Here is an 18,267-nt window from a genome sequence, read left to right as displayed (position 1 = left end):
CCTTTGCCCGAATCGCGTCAACCAACCTGTTGATCAAGCCCTTCTCATGCTTCTGGCGGTCATAGCAGTCCGGCTGATTTGGAGGGAAAGCATCACACTCGATGTTTCGTTGATTGTCACGACTCCCATAAGGGCTGTTGAAGAAGTGCGAGCACCCGGTTGCTACCGCTTGGACGCACGCAGCTGCGAAAAGACACGGATCTGGAGTCCGCATGAGCGTCACCTGGCTGTTTCTGAAACCTCAAGCCCGCGTTCCGCGGGCTTTTTTGCCTGGAGAAACTATGGCCCTACTCGCCGTGCCTCAAGCAGGCAGCGGACTGGCTGCAGGAAGCTTTCTGGCTATTACTCGGAAGTCTGGATCTGGAATCAAACGAAGAGGCAGCCAAGCTCGTTGTTCAACTATCCGAAAGTGACGATTAGCAGCCTTCCTCACCAGCATCCTGAAAGACCCACGATGCCCGCCACGAATGAGTATTTTCATGCTGGGAGAAAATGACCACGCGAGACATGCGCAAGGGATGCCCAGTGTGGGTCAGAAGGGTATCGACAATGTGCCCGAGACCGTTGGCCGGTAGTTGCCACGCAACGGGAACGCTACTCAGCTAGCCTTGGCTGCAGCCAAGCGGACCCGAGTTTCTGCTGACGGGGCCGGCCGGCTACGGGCCTCGGCCGCCGCGCAACTGCGACTGGTGGGGGCTCTATAACGTTTGACGGACTCTCGAGCGGAGACTCTACAAGATAAGCCCCATGTCCAATAAGGTATATGGCTTAGTTGAGTAAACTAGGTTATTCTCTTTCGTTTTTAATGTTTAGCGGGCGCGGAATGGGAATATTGCGATTATTGCTGGCCGGCTTGGTGGTCGCTAGTCATTTGGGTATCGATTTCAAGGGTTGGAACATTGGCGTTTGGGCTGTCGTCATTTTTTATTTGCTTGCAGGGCATGTCGTGGCGAAGCTGTGGCGGCGGCGCCCGAGCGGTGACTTGGGTCAATCCGCACTCTGGTTTTACCGTGACAGAGCTTTACGGATATTTCCTTTGTACTTTGCAGCGCTCGGAATGTCAGTGGTTGTATGGGGGCTCGGCGCTCAGTCGCACTTTTTGGAAAAAACGCCAGGCGTTCTTGAGTGGGTGTCTAATGTCATTGTAATTCCTTTGAATTACTACATGTGGTCGGGCGTGGATCGGTTCATGTTGGTTCCTCCCGCTTGGTCGCTAGGCGCCGAAATTCAGTTCTATCTTGCTCTCCCGTTGTTGCTGGCCTGGCCAAGAGTGGGCATCGTGGCAGGGCTGGGTAGTCTTATGGTGTTTGTTTGCGCGCAGAGCGGGTTGGTGAATACGGATATTTATGGCTATCGGCTTTTTGCAGGGGTGCTGTTTATATTTCTTTCCGGCGTCTTGCTTGAGAGGAAGGCGCTCAGTGGCGCTGCGGCTTTATGCGTTCTTTGGCTTCTGTGTTTGCTTTATGTGTTTTTTCTGTACAAGACAGAGATTCGACGCGTCTATGACATGGAGGTTGCTTTTGGTTATTTGATTGGGCTGCCGTTAATTATCTTGTTAGGCAAGATTAGGTTTGGAAGGGTCTGGTTCAAGATTCAGCGGGAATGTGGGAATATGTCGTACGGTCTATTTGTGTTTCATTTTCCTGTGATATGGATGCTTGAGCTGATTCAAGTATCGGGCGCCATGATGCTACCGCTTGTGGTATTTATTTCGTTAGTGCTGTCTGTGGCCTGCCATTACGGAATTGAGCGGCCAGTTTGGAAAGGATTCAGACGCAAGATTCCGCTTGAATTGCCTCCGGCGGCTATCCAAAGCCAATTTTCCTAGTTATTTGCTCGCCTGGTTACAGCCCGCCTAGCGCGGGCTTTTTTATGCCTGGAAAAAAGCGAACGACATGAAGAACCTGCTCGGACAGCTAACTACTTCTGATGTACGTAGCGGGCCTAATTGCAGCGAACATCGCCTCGTCTACGAACGCCTGATCACGAATGTCGAGGTTCAGTCGGATATCCGGGAGTAGTGACCGCTCAGATCAGGAGCGCGACCGTGCCTGACGAGGGGGCTGTGTTGACTGAAGATGACAAGAGGGCGAAAGAGAAGGGCGCTCCGTACCAGTGCATTCTGGAAAGGGATAGCTCGACAAGCGCCTGGAAAATCTCACGAGTATCCTCAATGCTTCATATGCCAGTTCCTGGATAAGAGCGCTTAGAAAGCCCGAGCCGAACAACAACTGGGGGTGTACGAAGCCTACCCATGATCACCAGACAAGCCGACTTCGGAATGGATGCGTTGGATCCTTCGCCGCCTGTCGCGGGCACGGCACTTCGTCCAATCTCGACATTCAGAGCTAGGTGCACATGTCCTGTATCGAGAGAGGAGAGGTCTTATGGCAGTTGAAGACAACGGACGACAGGCAGCCTATCCCGGGTCGGCTGATAAGGGCCCTGATACCGGGGAAGGCCATGGTTCCGGCATTGAACAAGCCAAATCGGAACCCAAGCAGGGTGCTCGGGAGTCTGCGGCTGATGGCAAGCCCGAGAATTGGACTCCTCCCACCGGTAACCCAGGCTCTGACCAAGATGCCCTTGCCAGACGAGACAATGGAAGCGCGCGGACGGATGCGGACTGAGCGGTTCTAAAGCTCCAGCGAAAAGCCCGGCCATCAAGCCGGGCTTTTTCGTTCTTGGGAATTGTACACGCATCATAATACCACCCCTTCAATAGCTTCCATAAAATCACCCACTACCGCGTAAACCCACTGTTAACAACACGCAATAGGCAACTTGTGGGCCATCAGGAAGAGCATGCGAGCAAAACCGCTAAATCCAGTACATCATCGATCCGGCTGCGGGGATTGATAAGGCATGAGAAGGTTCTCGGATCAGGCTAAGCTGAGATTTCGAGAGTGCCAAGGTGGTAGACAATGACCATAAAATTCATATGCCTGAAATGCGGCAAAGAGACGGACGCCAGTATCCGTTACGACAATACCCTGGACTGCCAGATCTTCACCTGTCAGCACTGTGGTGCCAAGCATCTCGAATTTTCGGCAAGCAGAGCGCCTGGAGGCCCTCTGGAAATCCAGTTCCGGCTGCATGAGGATTAGATTTCGGCAGACTGTCGTTCGATTGCCGGCCTTATCGGTCCGATTAGTTTTCTTCGACGACCAGGAGGTGTCTGCTTGGGATCGGGCGCCTGTGCGTCTCGCCGATACTGATTGACCAGTCAGAAGGGAGGCCACCGAGCCTTTGGGCCCGGTGGCGGTGGGATCAGGATGAAGCGCGCAATTCGGATTTTCGTGCGTTGGCGCTGGAGCGACCGCGTACCCAGCTAAAGCCGATGGCGAGGATCAGTGCAAAGCCGACGTAGCCCAACAGCGGATAGACAGTGCCGACCAATTTGCTGAAACCGCCCACGCTCAACCCAAGGCCCACGCAAACGCTCACAGCGCTTACTAGCTTGAAACGGCTCGATTCAGGTTTGGCGAAGCGTGCGCTGAACGCAAAGAACATACCCACGGCAGTGCTATACACCATACAAACCAGCGCCATCGACATCACGGCCGAAAGAATGGGGGAGAGACGCCCGGCCAGTGCCAGGGACGGCATTTCGATGCCTTGCAGCTGGTTGATGTTCGCGAACAGACCGATGTTCAGTAACAAGATCAGTGCGCCCAGGCCAAGACCTCCGAGTATGCCGCCGAGTGCCGCGGCCTTGGGTTGCTTGGACATGCCGCCGATCACCGCAAGCATCGGAAAACCTACCGCGATGTTGAACGATGCGTACAGCAAGGCGCCGACGAACCAATTGCCGGTGACCGTCTCGTTGTTCTCGCGAGCAACGGTATCAAGGGTTTCGATCGGCGCGTTGTAATTGAAAATCGAGTAGGTGGTGATGATCAGCACCATGGCCAGCAGGAAAGGCATCACCGCGCTGATGAGGTCAATGATGCGCTTGACGTTCATGCACAGGGTGGCAATCACCAGCACTGCCATCAGCACACCGCCGAAGAGTGGGGGCAGATCGTACTCCTGGGCAAAGATCGACCCGCTGCCGGCCAGCATTACGACGCCTACGCCGTACAGGAAGAAAGACAGGACGACGTCGACGACCAGACCGATACGGGCACCGAACAGACTGTAAAGCACTTCCTTGTGCGAATTGGCTTGCATCTGCGAACTCATCCGGGCGATTTGCATGCCGAGGAAGGCGAACAGCAAACCGCTCACGAGAGTACCGACGATGCCAATCAGCCCATAGCCGGTGAAGAACTGCAATACCTCCTGTCCAGAAGCGAAGCCACCGCCGATGACGACTGACATGTAGGCAAGAGCAATTTGGATGGACTGTTTATTCATTACACGATCTCGTTCTTGGACTTATTAGATGCATAGGATGACGCGGCGACTCGGGCGTTTCGTGTGCAGCGGCTGTTCAGAGTGAGGGGAAGCTTGTAGGGGATGGTTCAAGCCTTCGAGTGCCGCCCGCAGTATAGGAAGGGTGGGCCAGTTATTTTCACTATATAATCGGCAATTAAAAGGGGATGCGTTGGTTAAAATAGCCTTTTTCTAAAGAAATTCTCGCGGGTGAAGCGATTTTCTGCGTTTATTTCTCGGGTAATGTATACGCTGCGCTTCACGAAGAAGCGCTATCTGGGCAAAACTCTCGAGTTTGGATGGCTGGCATTGAGGCTATATTCATGAGCCGCAAAAGCTCCGCGACGTTGCTCGTGAAGGTATTTCGGGCGATCTGTCATTGCGCTGCCAACGAAGGTGGATGTTCGTCGAGACAAGTCCCGCCATGGTGGCAATTTGCTCCGGGATGGACTATTACCCTATGACCGACATAGTGCCGGATGAAGGAGCTGGAATGAAAAATCCAATAGTCGACCACAGGTGGGCGAAGATCTCCGAGCTAGATAGCCATGCCCTTGCCGCAGCCAGAGAGAAGCTTTCAGAGGTAGAAGCGCTCGAGCAAAAAATCTCGCTGACCGATGGGTTGGACGCTGCCGATAACATCCTGGTACATGGGGCCATCAAGCATGCCTTGAAGCGATGCATCGAATTTCATGAAGGTGCGCCAGGTCTTACGACCCTCGATCTCTACATAAATTACGGGTTTGCAACACAAAAAGCGATGGCTGCGGAGAGGACGATCGACATCGAGCTTGACGACATCGATCTATGATCACACTTCATGGCCAAGGAATCGCATTGCTGAATGCCGGATCGATTGTACTGACCACCGCCGGTTGATTTCTCGCCCGGCCTTGCCATCAACATTGACTGCCAGGACGAGCGCACGTGCAAGGGGGATTTCGATGAAGCTGATTTTGGGTGTTCTGCTGCTTTCTGCTGCAGGATCGGCCAATGCAGACATTCCGCTGGTGAATGCCATCTGCCCAGGAAACATCGAGGTTCACGCCGATGAGGGTGGCCCGATCTACATTAATGGCAAAGAGACAAAGCTGAAGAAATTCAGCGAGACCCATTTCGAAGGGAAGGGCGGTGGAGTGACGGTATCGCTCATGGTCAGACCCGATGGCTCCGCTGAAGTATCGTATACCGGCAAGGGTGGGGCCAACGGCGTCTGTGAGCAGATGGAAGAGGACTGATACGTCCGGGCGAGCGGCCAGAAATCGCCGCGACCTAGCGGGCTAGATGTCTCGCTGCAATCGCTCAGATCTGGTTGATGATGCGCCTCGACGGTGCCATGCCATTGGCACCGACTAAAAACCGACCGATACGATCAATGCTGAATCTTCTTGTTTCCTGAATCTGCAAACGCAGGATCCTGACCCTCCCCAAGCGACCGATACCGCTTCCGCAAGCGTCTTAGCTCCTTGTTCTCAAGGTCTTCCAGATTGAGCACCGACCTTTGTGCAGACGTGGTAGCGCGTATCAGCTCGTCCAGCTTGAGGTGGACGATATCGTTGTCTCTGTTCTGTGTGTTCTGGATGAGAAAGACCATCAGAAACGTGATGATCGTTGTCGAAGTGTTGATGATCAGCTGCCAGGTATCGTTGTAGTGGAACCAGGGGCCCGAGAGAGCCCACCCGGCTATCAATACAAGCGCAAGCAGGAATGTCTTGGGGCTACCCGCTTTGTTGGAAAGCCACTGGCAAAACTTCGAGAATCGCATCGTCAAGCTCCTTTTATACTGTCTAGTTATTGCGACAGCCGCAGGTGCTTTGAAGTTCTTTGTTACATTTAACCAGGGCGAGCTGAACACAACCATCTTCGAGGCTTCAACGACCCCGCGCATGTGGCCGTGCAGTGGCCTTTCATAAAGGGGTAACGATCCGGTGTGATGATCCGCAAGGGTAGGTGGAAGCCGACAAAAAGCGCATGCAGCCCATTGTTTTCCGCTTGGCTTGCGCTATCGTGTCATGAGCGTAAAAATCAATAAGACAAAAGTCGTAGGAGTGCGGGCAATGAGAATTCGTGGCGATCTTTTCTGGTCCTGGGCTGATCCGACGCTTCATCACCGCACCCATGACGAAACCTTGGATGACGGCAAGCATATCGATGTCCAGGTACGTTTATCTCGCACGGGCGCAACCCAAATGTTCATTGGCATCTATGCAAATTCGGGAATAGCGTTGCACGAGGAAGCCTATGATACCCGCCCTGGGGAATCCATGACTCGCGCGCTTGCCTGGGGCGTCGGACGAGCTCGCAGAATCGCGACGGAAGTCGAGCCGCGCATGCCCTTGCCCTTGAAACGCAAGGTCAATGCGGTAGCCTGTGCCAAGTAGGCCTCGAGATGGGTGCCGGCGGCGCCGGGGTATTCCGGCCCGCCAGCAACTGGACTGCTATTCAATGGTGCAGATCCAGCGGTGCCCACGCCGGTAAGGCGCTCGAGTGAAGGCAATATCCGATACCCTTGTGAGGCCTCGTACCTTCAGTGCCTCAGTGAGTTTGGCAATACTCTCTGCTTCGATAGTCATCTCTGTTACCTCGTCAGATTTACCGTGCTCATGGGTTCTGACGTACCCCTGCAAGGGGAATTCATTTTTTCTCATGTCGGTTGCACTCGGCGGCCAGAGAAGGAGGCAGCCGTCTCGAAAAGCTGCCGCCTTGCGCGCGGCGGCCTCCAGCCGATGCAAGCGCAAGAAAGCGAGTGCGCACTGCCAGTCGACTGCGTAGAGTGCCGCTTGTCGCTCGTTACCTCGCGGGAACCGCTCATGTCCAATGTCTATACACTGCTGCCATCTCCTGTCGGAACACTGACGCTCGTCGCACGGGGCGACCGGCTGGCCGCCGTGCTGTGGGAACAAGAGCGCGCCAACCGAGTACGACTCGGCGATCTTGAGCGCAACGACCGGCATGAAGTCCTGCAGGAGGTGGGGCGACAGTTACAGGAATACTTCGCGGGGCAGCGACAGCGGTTCGACCTGCAGCTGGATTTTGCCGGCACGGGATTCCAGCGCGACGTATGGGCAGCGCTGCTGACCATTCCGTTCGGCGAAACCCGCAGTTACGGCGAAATCGCCCGGCAAATCGGCAATCCGTCGGCGGTGCGAGCCGTCGGCGCGGCCAATGGGCGCAATCCGATCTCGATCATCGCGCCTTGCCATCGCGTGATCGGGGCCTCGGGCAGCCTTACCGGGTTTGCCGGTGGCCTCGAGGCCAAGCACTATCTGCTGGCACTGGAAGGGCGGCAAAGTCTCGCGCTGGATTTCTAAGCCAGGACAGGCCGCCCGTTTCGATGAAGTCCGGTGGATCAAGCTGCCATGCCGGTCAGCATGAATGTTTCGGCCGACCCCTGGCGACTATCAAACATGAGCAATCCTTGCTGCTGATGATCGAGCTCGGCCACCAGGCGACCCCTGTGATCCCAGGCTGCGGAACGACCCGCTCCGATGAAGTCATCCGCCGGCCCCGTGCAGTTGGCCATCAGCACCGGCAGATTCAGACGCCGCGCAACCTCGGGATAGTGCTTGAATCCCTCCTGAATACCTTTGGCTGTCTTGGCCACGCTGACCATGTACAGGTCGGCGCCAAGGCCGCGCGCCTCCTCGGCATGCTCCAGGAACATCGATTCATAACAAATGGCCGGCGCGACTCGATGTGAGCCCGCGGCGAAGATGAGCGGCTGCTCGCCAGCCGTGAACCAGGCCACTTCATCTTCATGCAGACGCCGCTTGGTATAGATCAGGCGAGGGCTATGAGGTCGGAGAATCATCATGCCGATACGCACACCGCCCGCGATCGACAGAGGCAGGCCCACGCAGATAGAAGCATGACTGATATCACAGAGCGCTTGCAGGGGCTGCAGCAGCGGCGTATCAGGGGACAGCGCCAATTGCCGAGCCAGACGCGGCTCATAGCCGGTCAGCGATAATTCCGGGAAGCAGACAAGTTCGGCGTCTCGCTCCAGTGCCTGCCGGGCGGCCAGGAGATGACGCGACAGGTTGGCGGCAAGGTCGCCCTTGATGGATGCCAGTTGGACGGCACAGGATTTCATTACATTGATCCTTCAAAGTTGCTGCGAACAGACTAAGGGGGAAATACTTCTAGGAAGTGCGTCACTATCACTTGCGTTGGCACAATCTCAATCAAGGCGCTCCTGGCCTCGACCGTTCAAACTGGCATCGCGAAATTGCTCGGGACGCTCGAAGCGAACCTCGACTTGCGCTGCTGCAGCCTGTGTAAGACCGTAGAAAGCCAGCGCCAGCAAGGCGCTGCATTGAAGTATCGTACACATGCTGAACCCTTGCCTGAAGCGGCCTGTGCCACTATTCGACGCCTGGGTCAGCTCAATGCCAGATGCACCAGCACGCCCAGGGCCAGCAGGATCAACAAGACACCGGTACTGCGTTCCAGCCAAGGCAAGGCATGGGAGAATCGACGCAGGACGCGCCGGTTGCCGATCGCGACCGCCACCAGCAGATCCCACGACAGGACGACGCCGAACATCCAGGCGCCGTAGACCAGTTTCCAGCCCGACCCGGTATGGCTGCCGGCGATCATGCTGGCCAGGCTGACATAGAATAGTGCGTTCTTGGGGTTTAGCAGTCCCGACAACAGCCCCATCCACAGGCCTTGCAGCCAGCGACCGGGCCCCCGTTCCTGCCCCTCGGCCGGCGTCAGGGTGCTGCCGCCGGCATGGCGGATGAACAGCCAGCCCAGGTACAGGAGATAGGCGCATCCCGCCAGTTGCAAAACGATGAATAACGGGCTGCCGACTTCGAGCACAGAGACGCCCGTAAAGGCCGCCAGGATGAAGATGCCATTGGCCAGGGCGATCCCCAGACAGGCACCGCTGGCCACGCGCCAACCGGCGTTGATGGACGTCCGGGCAATCAGGAAGAAATCGGGACCCGGGGAGAGAAGAGCAAGGAAATGCGCGGCGGCGATGATCAGGAACTGTTCCATGGAGCGAGGTTTCCAGGTGACGAAAAGCCGTCAGTCTGGTCCGGCGAACCTGGCGCGTATTGAAGATTATTGCGCGTGTCGCACGCGGTAGTGTCCCGGAGTCACCCCGGCATGCGCCTTGAAGACCCGTTGGAAGTGGCTTTGGTCGGCAAAGCCCAGACGATAGGCGATCTCGGCAAGCTCCAACCCCTCGCGCAGCCAGCCTCGTGCGCGGTTGATCCGTGCGTTGAGCAGATAGGCATGGGGCGTCATGCCAGTTGCCGCGCGGAAACCGCGAATCAGCTGATAGCGGCCCAGGCCGGCGCTCGCCGCCAGATTCTCTACCGTGAGTTCGCCGAGATCGGCCTCCTCGATTTGGCTGACCAGATGCCGCAGGGCAGGGGGGCTCAAGCTCGGTACTGGCGCCGCTACCAAGGTTGGGTATTGCTGGAAATCATGATCGCCGATGAACTCGATCAGAGCGGCTTCTTTCTCCGCGGCGCTGGCGGCACCGAACAGCAGCGTGTTGAGGCGGCAGAATTGCCGATACAGGGCAGGAGTCCGGGTGATGCGAGCCGTGGCGCCTGGTTCGCCGACATCGATACCTGTCTCCAGGCGCAATTGGCGCAGCCAGTCGGCGTCCAGGTGCAGCATCTGGTAGCTCCAGGCCTGGCCCGGTTCCGGGTTGCAGGCATGCACTCGATGAGCAGGCACCAGCACCAGGGTGCCGGGCGTCAGGCGCACCTGCTCAGGGCCGGCGCCACTGAAATGGCTGGCCCCCGCATCGACGGCGCCGATGGAGAAGGTCGGATGGCTGTGGGCCTTGTAGCACGCACGGCTATGACAAGCGCGGCGGCTCTCGACCCAGGGCATCGCCGGATCATGCCAGAAATGGCTGGAGGCTTGGCTCATCATTGCCCAATACATAAAAGGTGGTCGGGCAGTGTAACCCCAGGTTTCTGTTACGGCCATTCGAGCCTTCACTGTGCTTGACGCTCGCGCCCGGCGCGGGCGAGGCTGCGTCGATCGCCAAGGAGAACAAGAATGGACCTGACGAATTTGCTGCTGTTCATCCCCGCCTGCTTCGCCCTGAACATGGCGCCGGGCCCCAACAACCTGCTGTCGCTGCACAATGCCAGTCGGCATGGCCTGCGTACTGCCTGTGTCGCGGGCGCCGGACGTATTATCGCCTTCAGCGGCATGATCGCGCTTGCCGCCCTGGGCCTGGCGGTGGTGCTGCATACAAGCGAATACCTGTTCATGGCGATCAAGATACTGGGCGCCGCCTACCTGTTCCACATCGCCTGGCGACTGTGGCGCGCGCCGGTGGACATCCCGCATGACGGCAGCTGCGAGATCACGGGCACGCTGAGTGGACGAGCGATCATGCGGCTGGCTCGCCAGGAATTTCTCGTCGCGGCAGGCAATCCCAAGGCCATCCTGATCTTCACCGCGTTCTTGCCGCAGTTCGTTACAGTAGGGGGCGACTGGTCGATCGGTGAGCAGTTCCTCTGGTTGGGGGCACTCTTTCTCTTGCTGGAGTGGGTGGCCATCGGACTCTATGCCGGCCTTGGCGCCTACTTGCAGCGGTGGTTCAACCAGCCGGGCCCGCGACGACTATTCAACCGCTGCAGCGCCTCGCTGCTCGGCTGTGCCGGCGTGGGTCTCCTGACGATGCGCCGTTGATGTGGCATTGAAGACGGCGGCATCCTTTGACTCTACTTCATCGACCAGCAGAGCCTCGGCGCTCTGCTTGAAACTTCAAATGCCCACCCATCAATCGCGATAGAAAACCTGCACCAGGTGATAACCGAACTTGGTCTTGATCGGCCCATGCACCACGCGCAGCGGCTTCTTGAAAATCACCTGGTCGACCGCACCCACCAGCTGTCCCGGACGCACTTCTCCCAGGTCGCCGCCACGCTTGCCGGAAGGACAGAGGGAAAATTTCTTGGCCAGCACGTCGAAGGCATCGCCCTTGGCGAGGCGTTGCTTGAGCTGCTCGGCCTCTTCGGCGGTCTTGACCAGAATGTGGCGGGCTTGGGCTTTCATGGAGTACCTGTACGCGGAGCAAAGGGCGCCATTATGCCTGATCGCGCAGCTCGGCGCGGTCGCGGAATTGCTCGAGGGCTTCAGGGTTGGCCAACGCGTCGGTGTTCTTGACCGGCAGCCCGTGTACCACATTGCGAATGGCCAACTCGACCAGCTTGCCACTGAGGGTGCGTGGTATGTCGGTCACCTGGGCAATCACCGCAGGCACGTGACGGGGGGTCGTATAGTGACGAATGACCTGGCGTATGCGCTCGGTCAGGGCATCATCGAGACGCAGGCCATCGCGCAGGCGGACGAACAGCACCACGCGCACATCGCCATGCCACTGCTGGCCGATGGCGACGCTCTCCAGTACCTCTTCGACCTTTTCCACCTGACGATAGATCTCCGCCGTGCCGATGCGCACGCCACCCGGGTTGAGCACCGCGTCCGAGCGCCCATGAATCATCAGGCCGCCCGTGGTGTGTTCCTCGGCATAGTCGCCTTGCGACCACACGTCCGGGTACTGGCTGAAGTAGGCATCGCGGTAGCGTGAGCCGTCTTCATCCCCCCAGAACCCCGACGGCATGCTCGGGCAGGCGCGGGTGCAGACCAGCTCGCCTTTCTCGCCGATCACCTGCCTGCCATCTTCGTCCCAGACTTCGACCGCCATGCCGAGCCCCTTGCATTGGATCTCGCCGCGATGCACCGGCAAGGTCGGATTGCCAAGCACGAAACAGGAGACGATATCCGTCCCGCCGGACATGGAGGCCAGGCACAGGTCGGTCTTGATGCGGGTGTACACGTAATCGTAGCTGTGCGGCGAGAGCGGCGACCCGGTGGACATGATCAGGCGCAGACTGTCGAGCGCGTGGCTGCGCATCGGCTCCAGGCCGGTCTGCTCCAGCGCGGCCAGGTACTTGGCACTGGTGCCGAAGGCCTGAATGCGTTCGCTGTCGATCAGGTCCAGCAGGCGCGATGGGCCCGGATGGAACGGCGAGCCGTCGTACAGCACCAGGGTCGCGCCCACGGCCAGCCCCCCGACCAGCCAGTTCCACATCATCCAGCCACAGGTGGTGTAGTAGAACAACACATCGTCGGGCTTCAAGTCGCTGTGCAGGCCGTGTTCCTTGAGATGTTGCAGCAGCACGCCGCCCGCGCGGTGGACGATGCATTTGGGCACGCCCGTGGTGCCGCTGGAATAGAGGATGTAGAGCGGATGGTCGAAGGGCAGCGGGACGAATGCGGGCTCTCCTCCGGGCTGGTAGAAGTCGTCCCACAAGCTGACCCGCGGCGCCGTGAATTCGTCGGCGCGAGTGTGCGGTCGGCCGTAGGGGACCACCAGCAGTCGTTGCAGCCCCGGCAAGCCGCCTATCACCTGGTTGACCTTCTCGACCTGATCGATGGATCTGCCGGCGTACCGATATCCGGCGCAGACGATCAACAGCTTCGGCTCGATCTGGCCGAAACGGTCGATGATGCCATGAGTACCGAAGTCCGGAGATGCGCTCGACCAGATGGCCCCGAGACTGGCGCATGCGAGCATGGCCACCAGGGTCTGCCAGGTGTTGGGCATCACCGCCGCTACCCGGTCGCCCTCGCCGATACCCGCCTCGCGCAACGCGCGTTGCAGTCCCGCGACATGGGCGGCGAGGTCCGCGTGGCTCAAGGCCTGGCGCGTACCATCCTCACCCACGGCCACCACCGCCGTGCCATCGTCACGACGTAGGAGCAGGTGTTCGGCGTAGTTCAGCGTCGCCCCAGCGAACCATCGCGCTTCGCGCATGTGCCCGGTGTCGTCCAGGACCTTGCGCGGCGATGCGTGCCAGCGCACCTGGAAGCACTCCGCCAGCGCCTCCCAGAACGCCGGGCGCTGCTCGATGCTCCAGCGGTGCAAGGCGGCATAGTCATTCAGCTCAAGGTGGTAGCGCCGGTTGACCTGGCGACGAAACGCATCCATCCGGCTCGCCTGGACTTGTGCCGTGCTCGGGCGCCACAGAACTTCGCTCATGCCTGACTCCTCCGGTACCGATTGTGGAAGCGATGCGCCCTTGCGCCGCCAGTCCAATACAGTGTGGTCCATTGCACCGATGGATGTGCGACCGATCACGCCGCGCAGCGACTCGATCCCCGCCGGTCCAGAGCGATCCAGCCGCTTACCTGGCCAGCCAGCCCCCGTCGACATTCCATGCCGCGCCACGGACCTGGCTACCCGCTTCGCTGCACAGGAACACCACCAGCTCCCCGAGATGCTCCGGGGTCACGAAGGCGAGTGACGGCTGCTTCTCGGCCAGCAGATCCTGCCGCGCCTGTCGTGGCTCGGCGCCCGCGGCGACGCGGTCATCGATCTGCTTCTGCACCAGCGGCGTCAGTACCCAGCCAGGGCAGATGGCATTGCAGGTGACATTGCTGGTAGCGGTTTCCAGGCCGACCACCTTGGTCAGGCCGATCACCCCATGCTTGGCCGCCACGTAAGCCGCCTTGCCGGTCGACCCGACCAAGCCGTGCACGGAAGCGACGTTGACGATACGCCCCCAGTCGCGCGCCCGCATACCCGGCAAGACACGCTGCGTACCATGGAAGACCGCCGACAGGTTCAGTGCGATGATCTTGTCCCAGGCCTCGGGCGGGAACTGATCGACCGGCGCCACGTGCTGGATTCCGGCATTGTTGACCAGGATATCGACCGCGCCGAAAACCGCTTCGGCATGGGCAAAGAGTGCCTCGATCTGCTCGACCTCGCACAAATCGGCCGGGTGATGACTGACCTTGCCCCCGTGCCTGGCCACCTCGTCGATCGCCGCCTTGGCGTCGCCGAACCCGTTGAGCACGATATTCGCCCCAGCCCTGGCCAGCGCCTGGGCGATGCCGAGACCGATGCCGCTGGTGGAACCGGTGATGACCGCTGTCTTGCCGTGCAGATTCATGGAAAGCTCCTTGGACGAATGAAGCGGTGCCGGCCGCGCGGTTCAGGCTCGAGGGTCGAAGGCCTCGCGCAAGGCATCGCCGATGAATACCAATAGCGACAGGATCAGGGCCAGGGCGAAAAACGCCGTGAAACCCAGCCAGGGCGCTTCCAGGTGCTGCTTGCCCTGGGTCACCAGCTCCCCCAGCGAGGCGCTGCCAGCCGGCATGCCGAAGCCGAGGAAATCCAGGGCGGTCAAGGTCGAAATGGCCCCGGTCAGCATGAACGGCACATAAGTCAGGGTAGCGTTCATGGCATTGGGCAGGATATGTCTCAGCATCACCTGATGATCCGGCAGGCCGAGCGCCCTGGCAGCCTTGACGTATTCCAGGTTGCGCCCGCGAAGGAATTCGGCGCGCACCACGTCGACCAGCGCCAGCCACGAAAACAGCGCCATGATCCCCAGCAGCCACCAGAAGTCCGGCTCCACGAAGCCACTGAGGATGATCAGCAGGTAAAGCACCGGCAAGCCCGACCAGACCTCGAGTACGCGTTGGCCAAGCAGGTCGACCCAACCGCCGTGATAACCCTGCAGCGCGCCCGCGGTCAGGCCGATCAGGACACTGATGGCTGTCAGCGTGAAGGCGAACAGCAGCGACACGCGCGTGCCGTACAGTACCCGCGCCAGGACATCGCGGCCCTGATCGTCGGTGCCCAGCCAGTTGCTCGTGGATGGCGGGCTTGGCGTCGGTACCTGCAAATCGTAGTTGGGTGTGTCGGCGCCAAATGGGATCGGCGGGAAGAGCATCCAGCCGCCTTGGGCCTCGATCAGCTGACGGACGTACTGGCTACGGTAGTCGGGCTGGAAGGGCAGTTGTCCCCCGAACTGCCGCTCGGTATAGCGCTTGAGCATCGGCACATACAGTTCGCCTTTGTAGCTGAGCAGCAACGGCTTGTCGTTGGCCACCAGTTCGGCGCCTAGGCTGAGCAGCAGGATGATCGCGAACAGCCACAGCGAGATCCAGCCCCTGCGGTTGCGACGAAAGCGCTGCAGGCGACGGCGTGCGACGGGCGACAGCATCAGTGCGACCTCGCGTCGAAGTCGATGCGTGGGTCCAGTACGGTATAGGCCAGGTCACCGAGCAGACGGATCAGGAGGCCGGCCAGGGTAAAGATGAACAAGGTGCCGAACACCACCGGGTAGTCACGCGACACTGCCGCTTCGTAGCTCATGCGCCCGAGCCCATCGAGCGAAAAGATCACCTCGATGAGCAGGGAACCGGCAAAGAATACGGTGATCAGCGCCTGTGGGATGCCTGCGACCACGAGCAGCATGGCGTTGCGCAAGACGTGTCCGTAGAGCACGCGACGCTCGCTCAGCCCCTTGGCCCGGGCGGTGACCACGTACTGGCGAGAGATCTCGTCGAGGAAAGCGTTCTTGGTCAGCAAGGTCAGGGTCGCGAAACCGCCGATCACCAGTGCGCTGACCGGCAGTACCAGATGCCAGAAGTAATCGGCCACCTTGCCCAGCAGATTGAGTTGCGCGAAATTCTCGGAGACCAGGCCGCGAACCGGGAACCAGTTCAGCGAGGTGCCACCGGCGAACAGCACGATCAGCAGCAAGGCGAACAGGAACGACGGCAGGGCGTAGCCGATCACGATCAAGGCACTGCTCCAGGCATCGAAGCGGCTGCCGTGGTGTACCGCCTTGCGAATACCTAGCGGAATGGACACCAGGTAGGTGATCAAGGTCGCCCAGAAGCCCAGGGACAGGGTAACCGGCAGTTTGTCCACGATCAGATCCGTGACCTTGGCGCCGCGGAAGAAGCTGCTGCCAAAGTCCAGCCGAGCATACTGGCCAAGCATCAGCCACAGGCGCTCCGGCGCGCTCTTGTCGAAGCCGTACTGGCGCTTGATCTCCTCGATCAGCTTGGGGTCGAGGCCACGGCTGGCCCGGGACGCGTTTTGCACGGTCTCGACCCGCGCTCCGGGCGCGCCGCCGGCGAGGCCCTGCAGGCGTGCCACCGCTTGCTCCACGGGCCCACCTGGCGCGGCCTGGACGATGGCGAAATTGACCAGCAGGATAGCCAGCAGGGTCGGAATGATCAGCAGCAGGCGCCGCAGGATATAGGCCGTCATGGCGCGCGTCCCAGCCGCTCGGCCATCTGCGCATCGGTCAAGGGTGTCGGGCTGATCTCCCACCAGCTGTCCAGGCCTTCGTCATAGGCCGGTTGCACCCTGGGCAGGCCGAAGCGATTCCACCAGGCGGTCGAGCTGCCGGGCGGGTAGTAGTTGGGGATCCAGTAGTAGTTCCACTGCAGCACGCGATCCAAGGCGCGCGCATGGCGTTGCATGGCGGCCTGGCTGTCGGCGCGTACCAGGCCATCGATCAGCCGATCCACCGCGGGATCGCGCAGGACCATCAGGTTGTTCGAGCCAGGGTCATGGGCCGCGGCCGAGCCGAAGTAGCTGTACAGCTCGGCGCCCGGTGACAAGGTGACCGGATAACCGGTGACGATCATGTCGTAGTCGCGAGCCATCAGGCGATTGACATACTGGGCCGAATCGACATTGCGGATCTGCAGGTCGATACCTATCTGCGCCAGCGTGCGCTTCCAGGGTAGAAGCAGGCGCTCCAGGCCCGACTGACCGTTCAGGAAGGTAAAGCTCAGCGGCTCGCCCTGGGCATTGACCAGTCGATCGCCCGCGGGGTGCCATCCGGCGGCGGCGAGCAGTGCCAAGGCTTGCAACTGCTGAGCGCGAACGATACCGGAGCCATCGGTGACCGGCGCGGTGAACACGCGCTCGAACACCTCTTCCGCCACCTGCCCGCGCAAGGGTTCGAGCAATGCCAGTTCGTCGGCATCGGGCGGTTCACGCGCGGCCAGCGGTGTGTTGGAGAAGAAGCTCTGCTGGCGGATGTACAGGTTGCGCATCATCTGCCGGTTGCTCCACTCGAAGTCCCACAGCAGACCCAGGGCCTGCCGCACACGCCGATCCTGGAACATCGGGCGCTCGAGATTGAACACGAAGCCCTGCGCGGCCTGGGGTTTGGCGGCACCGAGATGGGCGCGTTGCAGGCGACCGTCGTCAAGCGCCGCCCCCTGATAGCCGAGGGTATAGCCGGTGGCCGAGAACTCGCGGTTGTAGTCGTAGGCCCCGCCGCGCAACACCTGGCGCGCCACCTCCGTGTCGCCGAAGAACTCGATGCGCAGGCGATCGAAATTGTAGCGTCCGCGGTTGACCGGCAAGTCCTTGGCCCACCAGTTCGGATCGCGCTCGAAGGTGATGCTGCGGCCATTGTCGATGCTGCCGATGCGATACGGACCGCTGCCTACCGGCTTGCCGAACCCGGCGCCGGTGCCAAAGTCACGCTGCTGCAGATCGTGCTGCGCAAACACCGGCAGGCTGGCCAGGTCCAGCGCCAAGGTACGGCTGTGCGGACGCTTGAAGTCGAACCGCACCTGTCTCGGCCCTTCGACCGTGACACTGGCGACGTCGGCGAACTGGGTGCGATAGGTCAGGCTGCCCTGGCTCATCAACAGCTCGTAGGTGAAGCGTACATCGTCGGCGCATACCGGCTGGCCATCGGCAAAGGTTGCGCGCGGATCCAGCTCGAAGCGTAGCCAGGCATCGTCCGGGCCACGCTCCATGGACTTGGCGATCAGGCCGTAGACCGTATAGGGCTCGTCGAGCGAGCGCACGGCCAGGGGGGCGTACAGCCACCCGTCGACCTGGCTGACGCCGGTGCCCTTGTCGACATAGGGCAGTATGTGATCGAACTGACCGATTTCCAGGGCCGAGCGGCTCAGGCTGCCGCCCTTGGGGGCGTCAGGGTTGACGTAGTCGAAGTGCCGAAAGTCAGCGGGGTAGCGAGCGGGTTCGCCATAGACGGTGAGCGCATGGCCAGGGGCGGCGAGGGCGGCGGACGGCATGCCCAGGCACAACGTCAGGAGGATATGTCCGGCGGC

General features: G+C 60.1%; 18 protein-coding genes. 6 read left to right on the top strand and 12 right to left on the bottom strand.

Annotated elements, in window-relative coordinates; translation table 11 throughout:
* Positions 1–772 precede the first annotated feature (772 nt).
* Positions 773–1,828, top strand: a complete 1,056-nt coding sequence (locus tag G7009_RS12950; protein ID WP_181130469.1) for an acyltransferase family protein — start codon at positions 773–775, stop codon at positions 1,826–1,828.
* A gap of 1,442 nt (positions 1,829–3,270) precedes the next feature.
* Here the strand turns inward: G7009_RS12950 and G7009_RS12945 are convergent.
* The gene (locus G7009_RS12945; protein WP_181130468.1) at positions 3,271–4,359 is read right to left on the bottom strand and encodes a YkvI family membrane protein; all 1,089 of its coding nucleotides are present in this window, start codon (positions 4,357–4,359) and stop codon (positions 3,271–3,273) included.
* A gap of 418 nt (positions 4,360–4,777) precedes the next feature.
* On the opposite strand from G7009_RS12945, the gene G7009_RS12940 reads away from it, so the two are divergent.
* A complete protein-coding gene (locus tag G7009_RS12940) occupies positions 4,778–5,188 on the top strand; it encodes a hypothetical protein (RefSeq protein ID WP_181130467.1) in 411 nt (136 codons plus the stop codon).
* 133 nt (positions 5,189–5,321) lie between these two features.
* Positions 5,322–5,615 carry a hypothetical protein gene (locus G7009_RS12935; RefSeq protein WP_181130466.1) on the top strand — a complete coding sequence of 98 codons (294 nt, stop codon included), beginning with the start codon at positions 5,322–5,324 and terminating at the stop codon, positions 5,613–5,615.
* Between the two features lie 134 nt (positions 5,616–5,749).
* On the opposite strand, the gene G7009_RS12930 is transcribed toward G7009_RS12935, so the two are convergent.
* Positions 5,750–6,142, bottom strand: a complete 393-nt coding sequence (locus G7009_RS12930; RefSeq protein WP_181130465.1) for a low affinity iron permease family protein — start codon at positions 6,140–6,142, stop codon at positions 5,750–5,752.
* A 292-nt stretch (positions 6,143–6,434) separates the two neighbouring features.
* On the opposite strand from G7009_RS12930, the gene G7009_RS12925 reads away from it, so the two are divergent.
* Together G7009_RS12925 and G7009_RS12920 are read left to right on the top strand one after the other, a co-directional pair.
* Entirely contained in the window at positions 6,435–6,758 is a 324-nt protein-coding gene (locus G7009_RS12925) for a hypothetical protein (RefSeq protein ID WP_181130464.1), read from the top strand.
* A 429-nt stretch (positions 6,759–7,187) separates the two neighbouring features.
* Positions 7,188–7,688, top strand: a complete 501-nt coding sequence (locus G7009_RS12920; RefSeq protein WP_181130463.1) for a methylated-DNA--[protein]-cysteine S-methyltransferase — start codon at positions 7,188–7,190, stop codon at positions 7,686–7,688.
* Between the two features lie 38 nt (positions 7,689–7,726).
* Here G7009_RS12920 and G7009_RS12915 read toward each other — a convergent pair whose 3' ends face one another.
* The 4 genes from G7009_RS12915 to G7009_RS12900 all read right to left on the bottom strand — a co-directional run bounded on the left by G7009_RS12915 (position 7,727) and on the right by G7009_RS12900 (position 10,272).
* Complete coding sequence (locus G7009_RS12915; protein ID WP_181130462.1) at positions 7,727–8,470, bottom strand: carbon-nitrogen hydrolase family protein; 744 nt, start codon at positions 8,468–8,470, stop codon at positions 7,727–7,729.
* Between the two features lie 87 nt (positions 8,471–8,557).
* Positions 8,558–8,710, bottom strand: a complete 153-nt coding sequence (locus G7009_RS12910; RefSeq protein ID WP_181130461.1) for a hypothetical protein — start codon at positions 8,708–8,710, stop codon at positions 8,558–8,560.
* 47 nt (positions 8,711–8,757) lie between these two features.
* On the bottom strand, positions 8,758–9,381 hold the full coding sequence (locus G7009_RS12905; RefSeq protein ID WP_181130460.1) for a LysE family translocator: 624 nt from the start codon (positions 9,379–9,381) through the stop codon (positions 8,758–8,760).
* 66 nt (positions 9,382–9,447) lie between these two features.
* A complete protein-coding gene (locus G7009_RS12900; protein ID WP_181130595.1) occupies positions 9,448–10,272 on the bottom strand; it encodes a helix-turn-helix transcriptional regulator in 825 nt (274 codons plus the stop codon).
* A gap of 132 nt (positions 10,273–10,404) precedes the next feature.
* Between G7009_RS12900 and G7009_RS12895 the strand changes: the two genes are divergently transcribed.
* A complete protein-coding gene (locus G7009_RS12895; RefSeq protein ID WP_181130459.1) occupies positions 10,405–11,046 on the top strand; it encodes a LysE family translocator in 642 nt (213 codons plus the stop codon).
* Positions 11,047–11,136: 90 nt separating this feature from the next.
* Here G7009_RS12895 and G7009_RS12890 read toward each other — a convergent pair whose 3' ends face one another.
* From G7009_RS12890 to G7009_RS12865, 6 genes are all read right to left on the bottom strand, one after another.
* Positions 11,137–11,412 carry a peptidylprolyl isomerase gene (locus G7009_RS12890; RefSeq protein ID WP_181130458.1) on the bottom strand — a complete coding sequence of 92 codons (276 nt, stop codon included), beginning with the start codon at positions 11,410–11,412 and terminating at the stop codon, positions 11,137–11,139.
* A 31-nt stretch (positions 11,413–11,443) separates the two neighbouring features.
* Positions 11,444–13,402 (bottom strand): acetoacetate--CoA ligase, encoded by a 1,959-nt coding sequence (locus G7009_RS12885; protein ID WP_181130457.1) that lies wholly within the window; start codon positions 13,400–13,402, stop codon positions 11,444–11,446.
* A gap of 145 nt (positions 13,403–13,547) precedes the next feature.
* Positions 13,548–14,318, bottom strand: a complete 771-nt coding sequence (gene hbdH / locus G7009_RS12880) for a 3-hydroxybutyrate dehydrogenase (RefSeq protein ID WP_181130456.1) — start codon at positions 14,316–14,318, stop codon at positions 13,548–13,550.
* Between the two features lie 42 nt (positions 14,319–14,360).
* Positions 14,361–15,377 carry an ABC transporter permease gene (locus tag G7009_RS12875; RefSeq protein WP_181130455.1) on the bottom strand — a complete coding sequence of 339 codons (1,017 nt, stop codon included), beginning with the start codon at positions 15,375–15,377 and terminating at the stop codon, positions 14,361–14,363.
* The gene (locus G7009_RS12870) at positions 15,377–16,435 is read right to left on the bottom strand and encodes a microcin C ABC transporter permease YejB (RefSeq protein ID WP_181130454.1); all 1,059 of its coding nucleotides are present in this window, start codon (positions 16,433–16,435) and stop codon (positions 15,377–15,379) included. The genes G7009_RS12875 and G7009_RS12870 overlap by 1 nt, the downstream gene beginning before the upstream one ends.
* Positions 16,432–18,231 (bottom strand): extracellular solute-binding protein, encoded by a 1,800-nt coding sequence (locus G7009_RS12865; protein WP_181130594.1) that lies wholly within the window; start codon positions 18,229–18,231, stop codon positions 16,432–16,434. Before G7009_RS12865 ends, G7009_RS12870 begins: the two co-directional genes overlap by 4 nt.
* Positions 18,232–18,267 lie beyond the last annotated feature (36 nt).

The sequence above is a fragment of the Pseudomonas capeferrum genome (genome assembly GCF_013523055.1).
Classification (GTDB): Bacteria; Pseudomonadota; Gammaproteobacteria; order Pseudomonadales; family Pseudomonadaceae; genus Aquipseudomonas; species Aquipseudomonas capeferrum_A.
The sequence above is the reverse complement of the archived record's forward strand: the minus strand, read 5'-3'. Positions and strand labels throughout refer to the sequence as shown.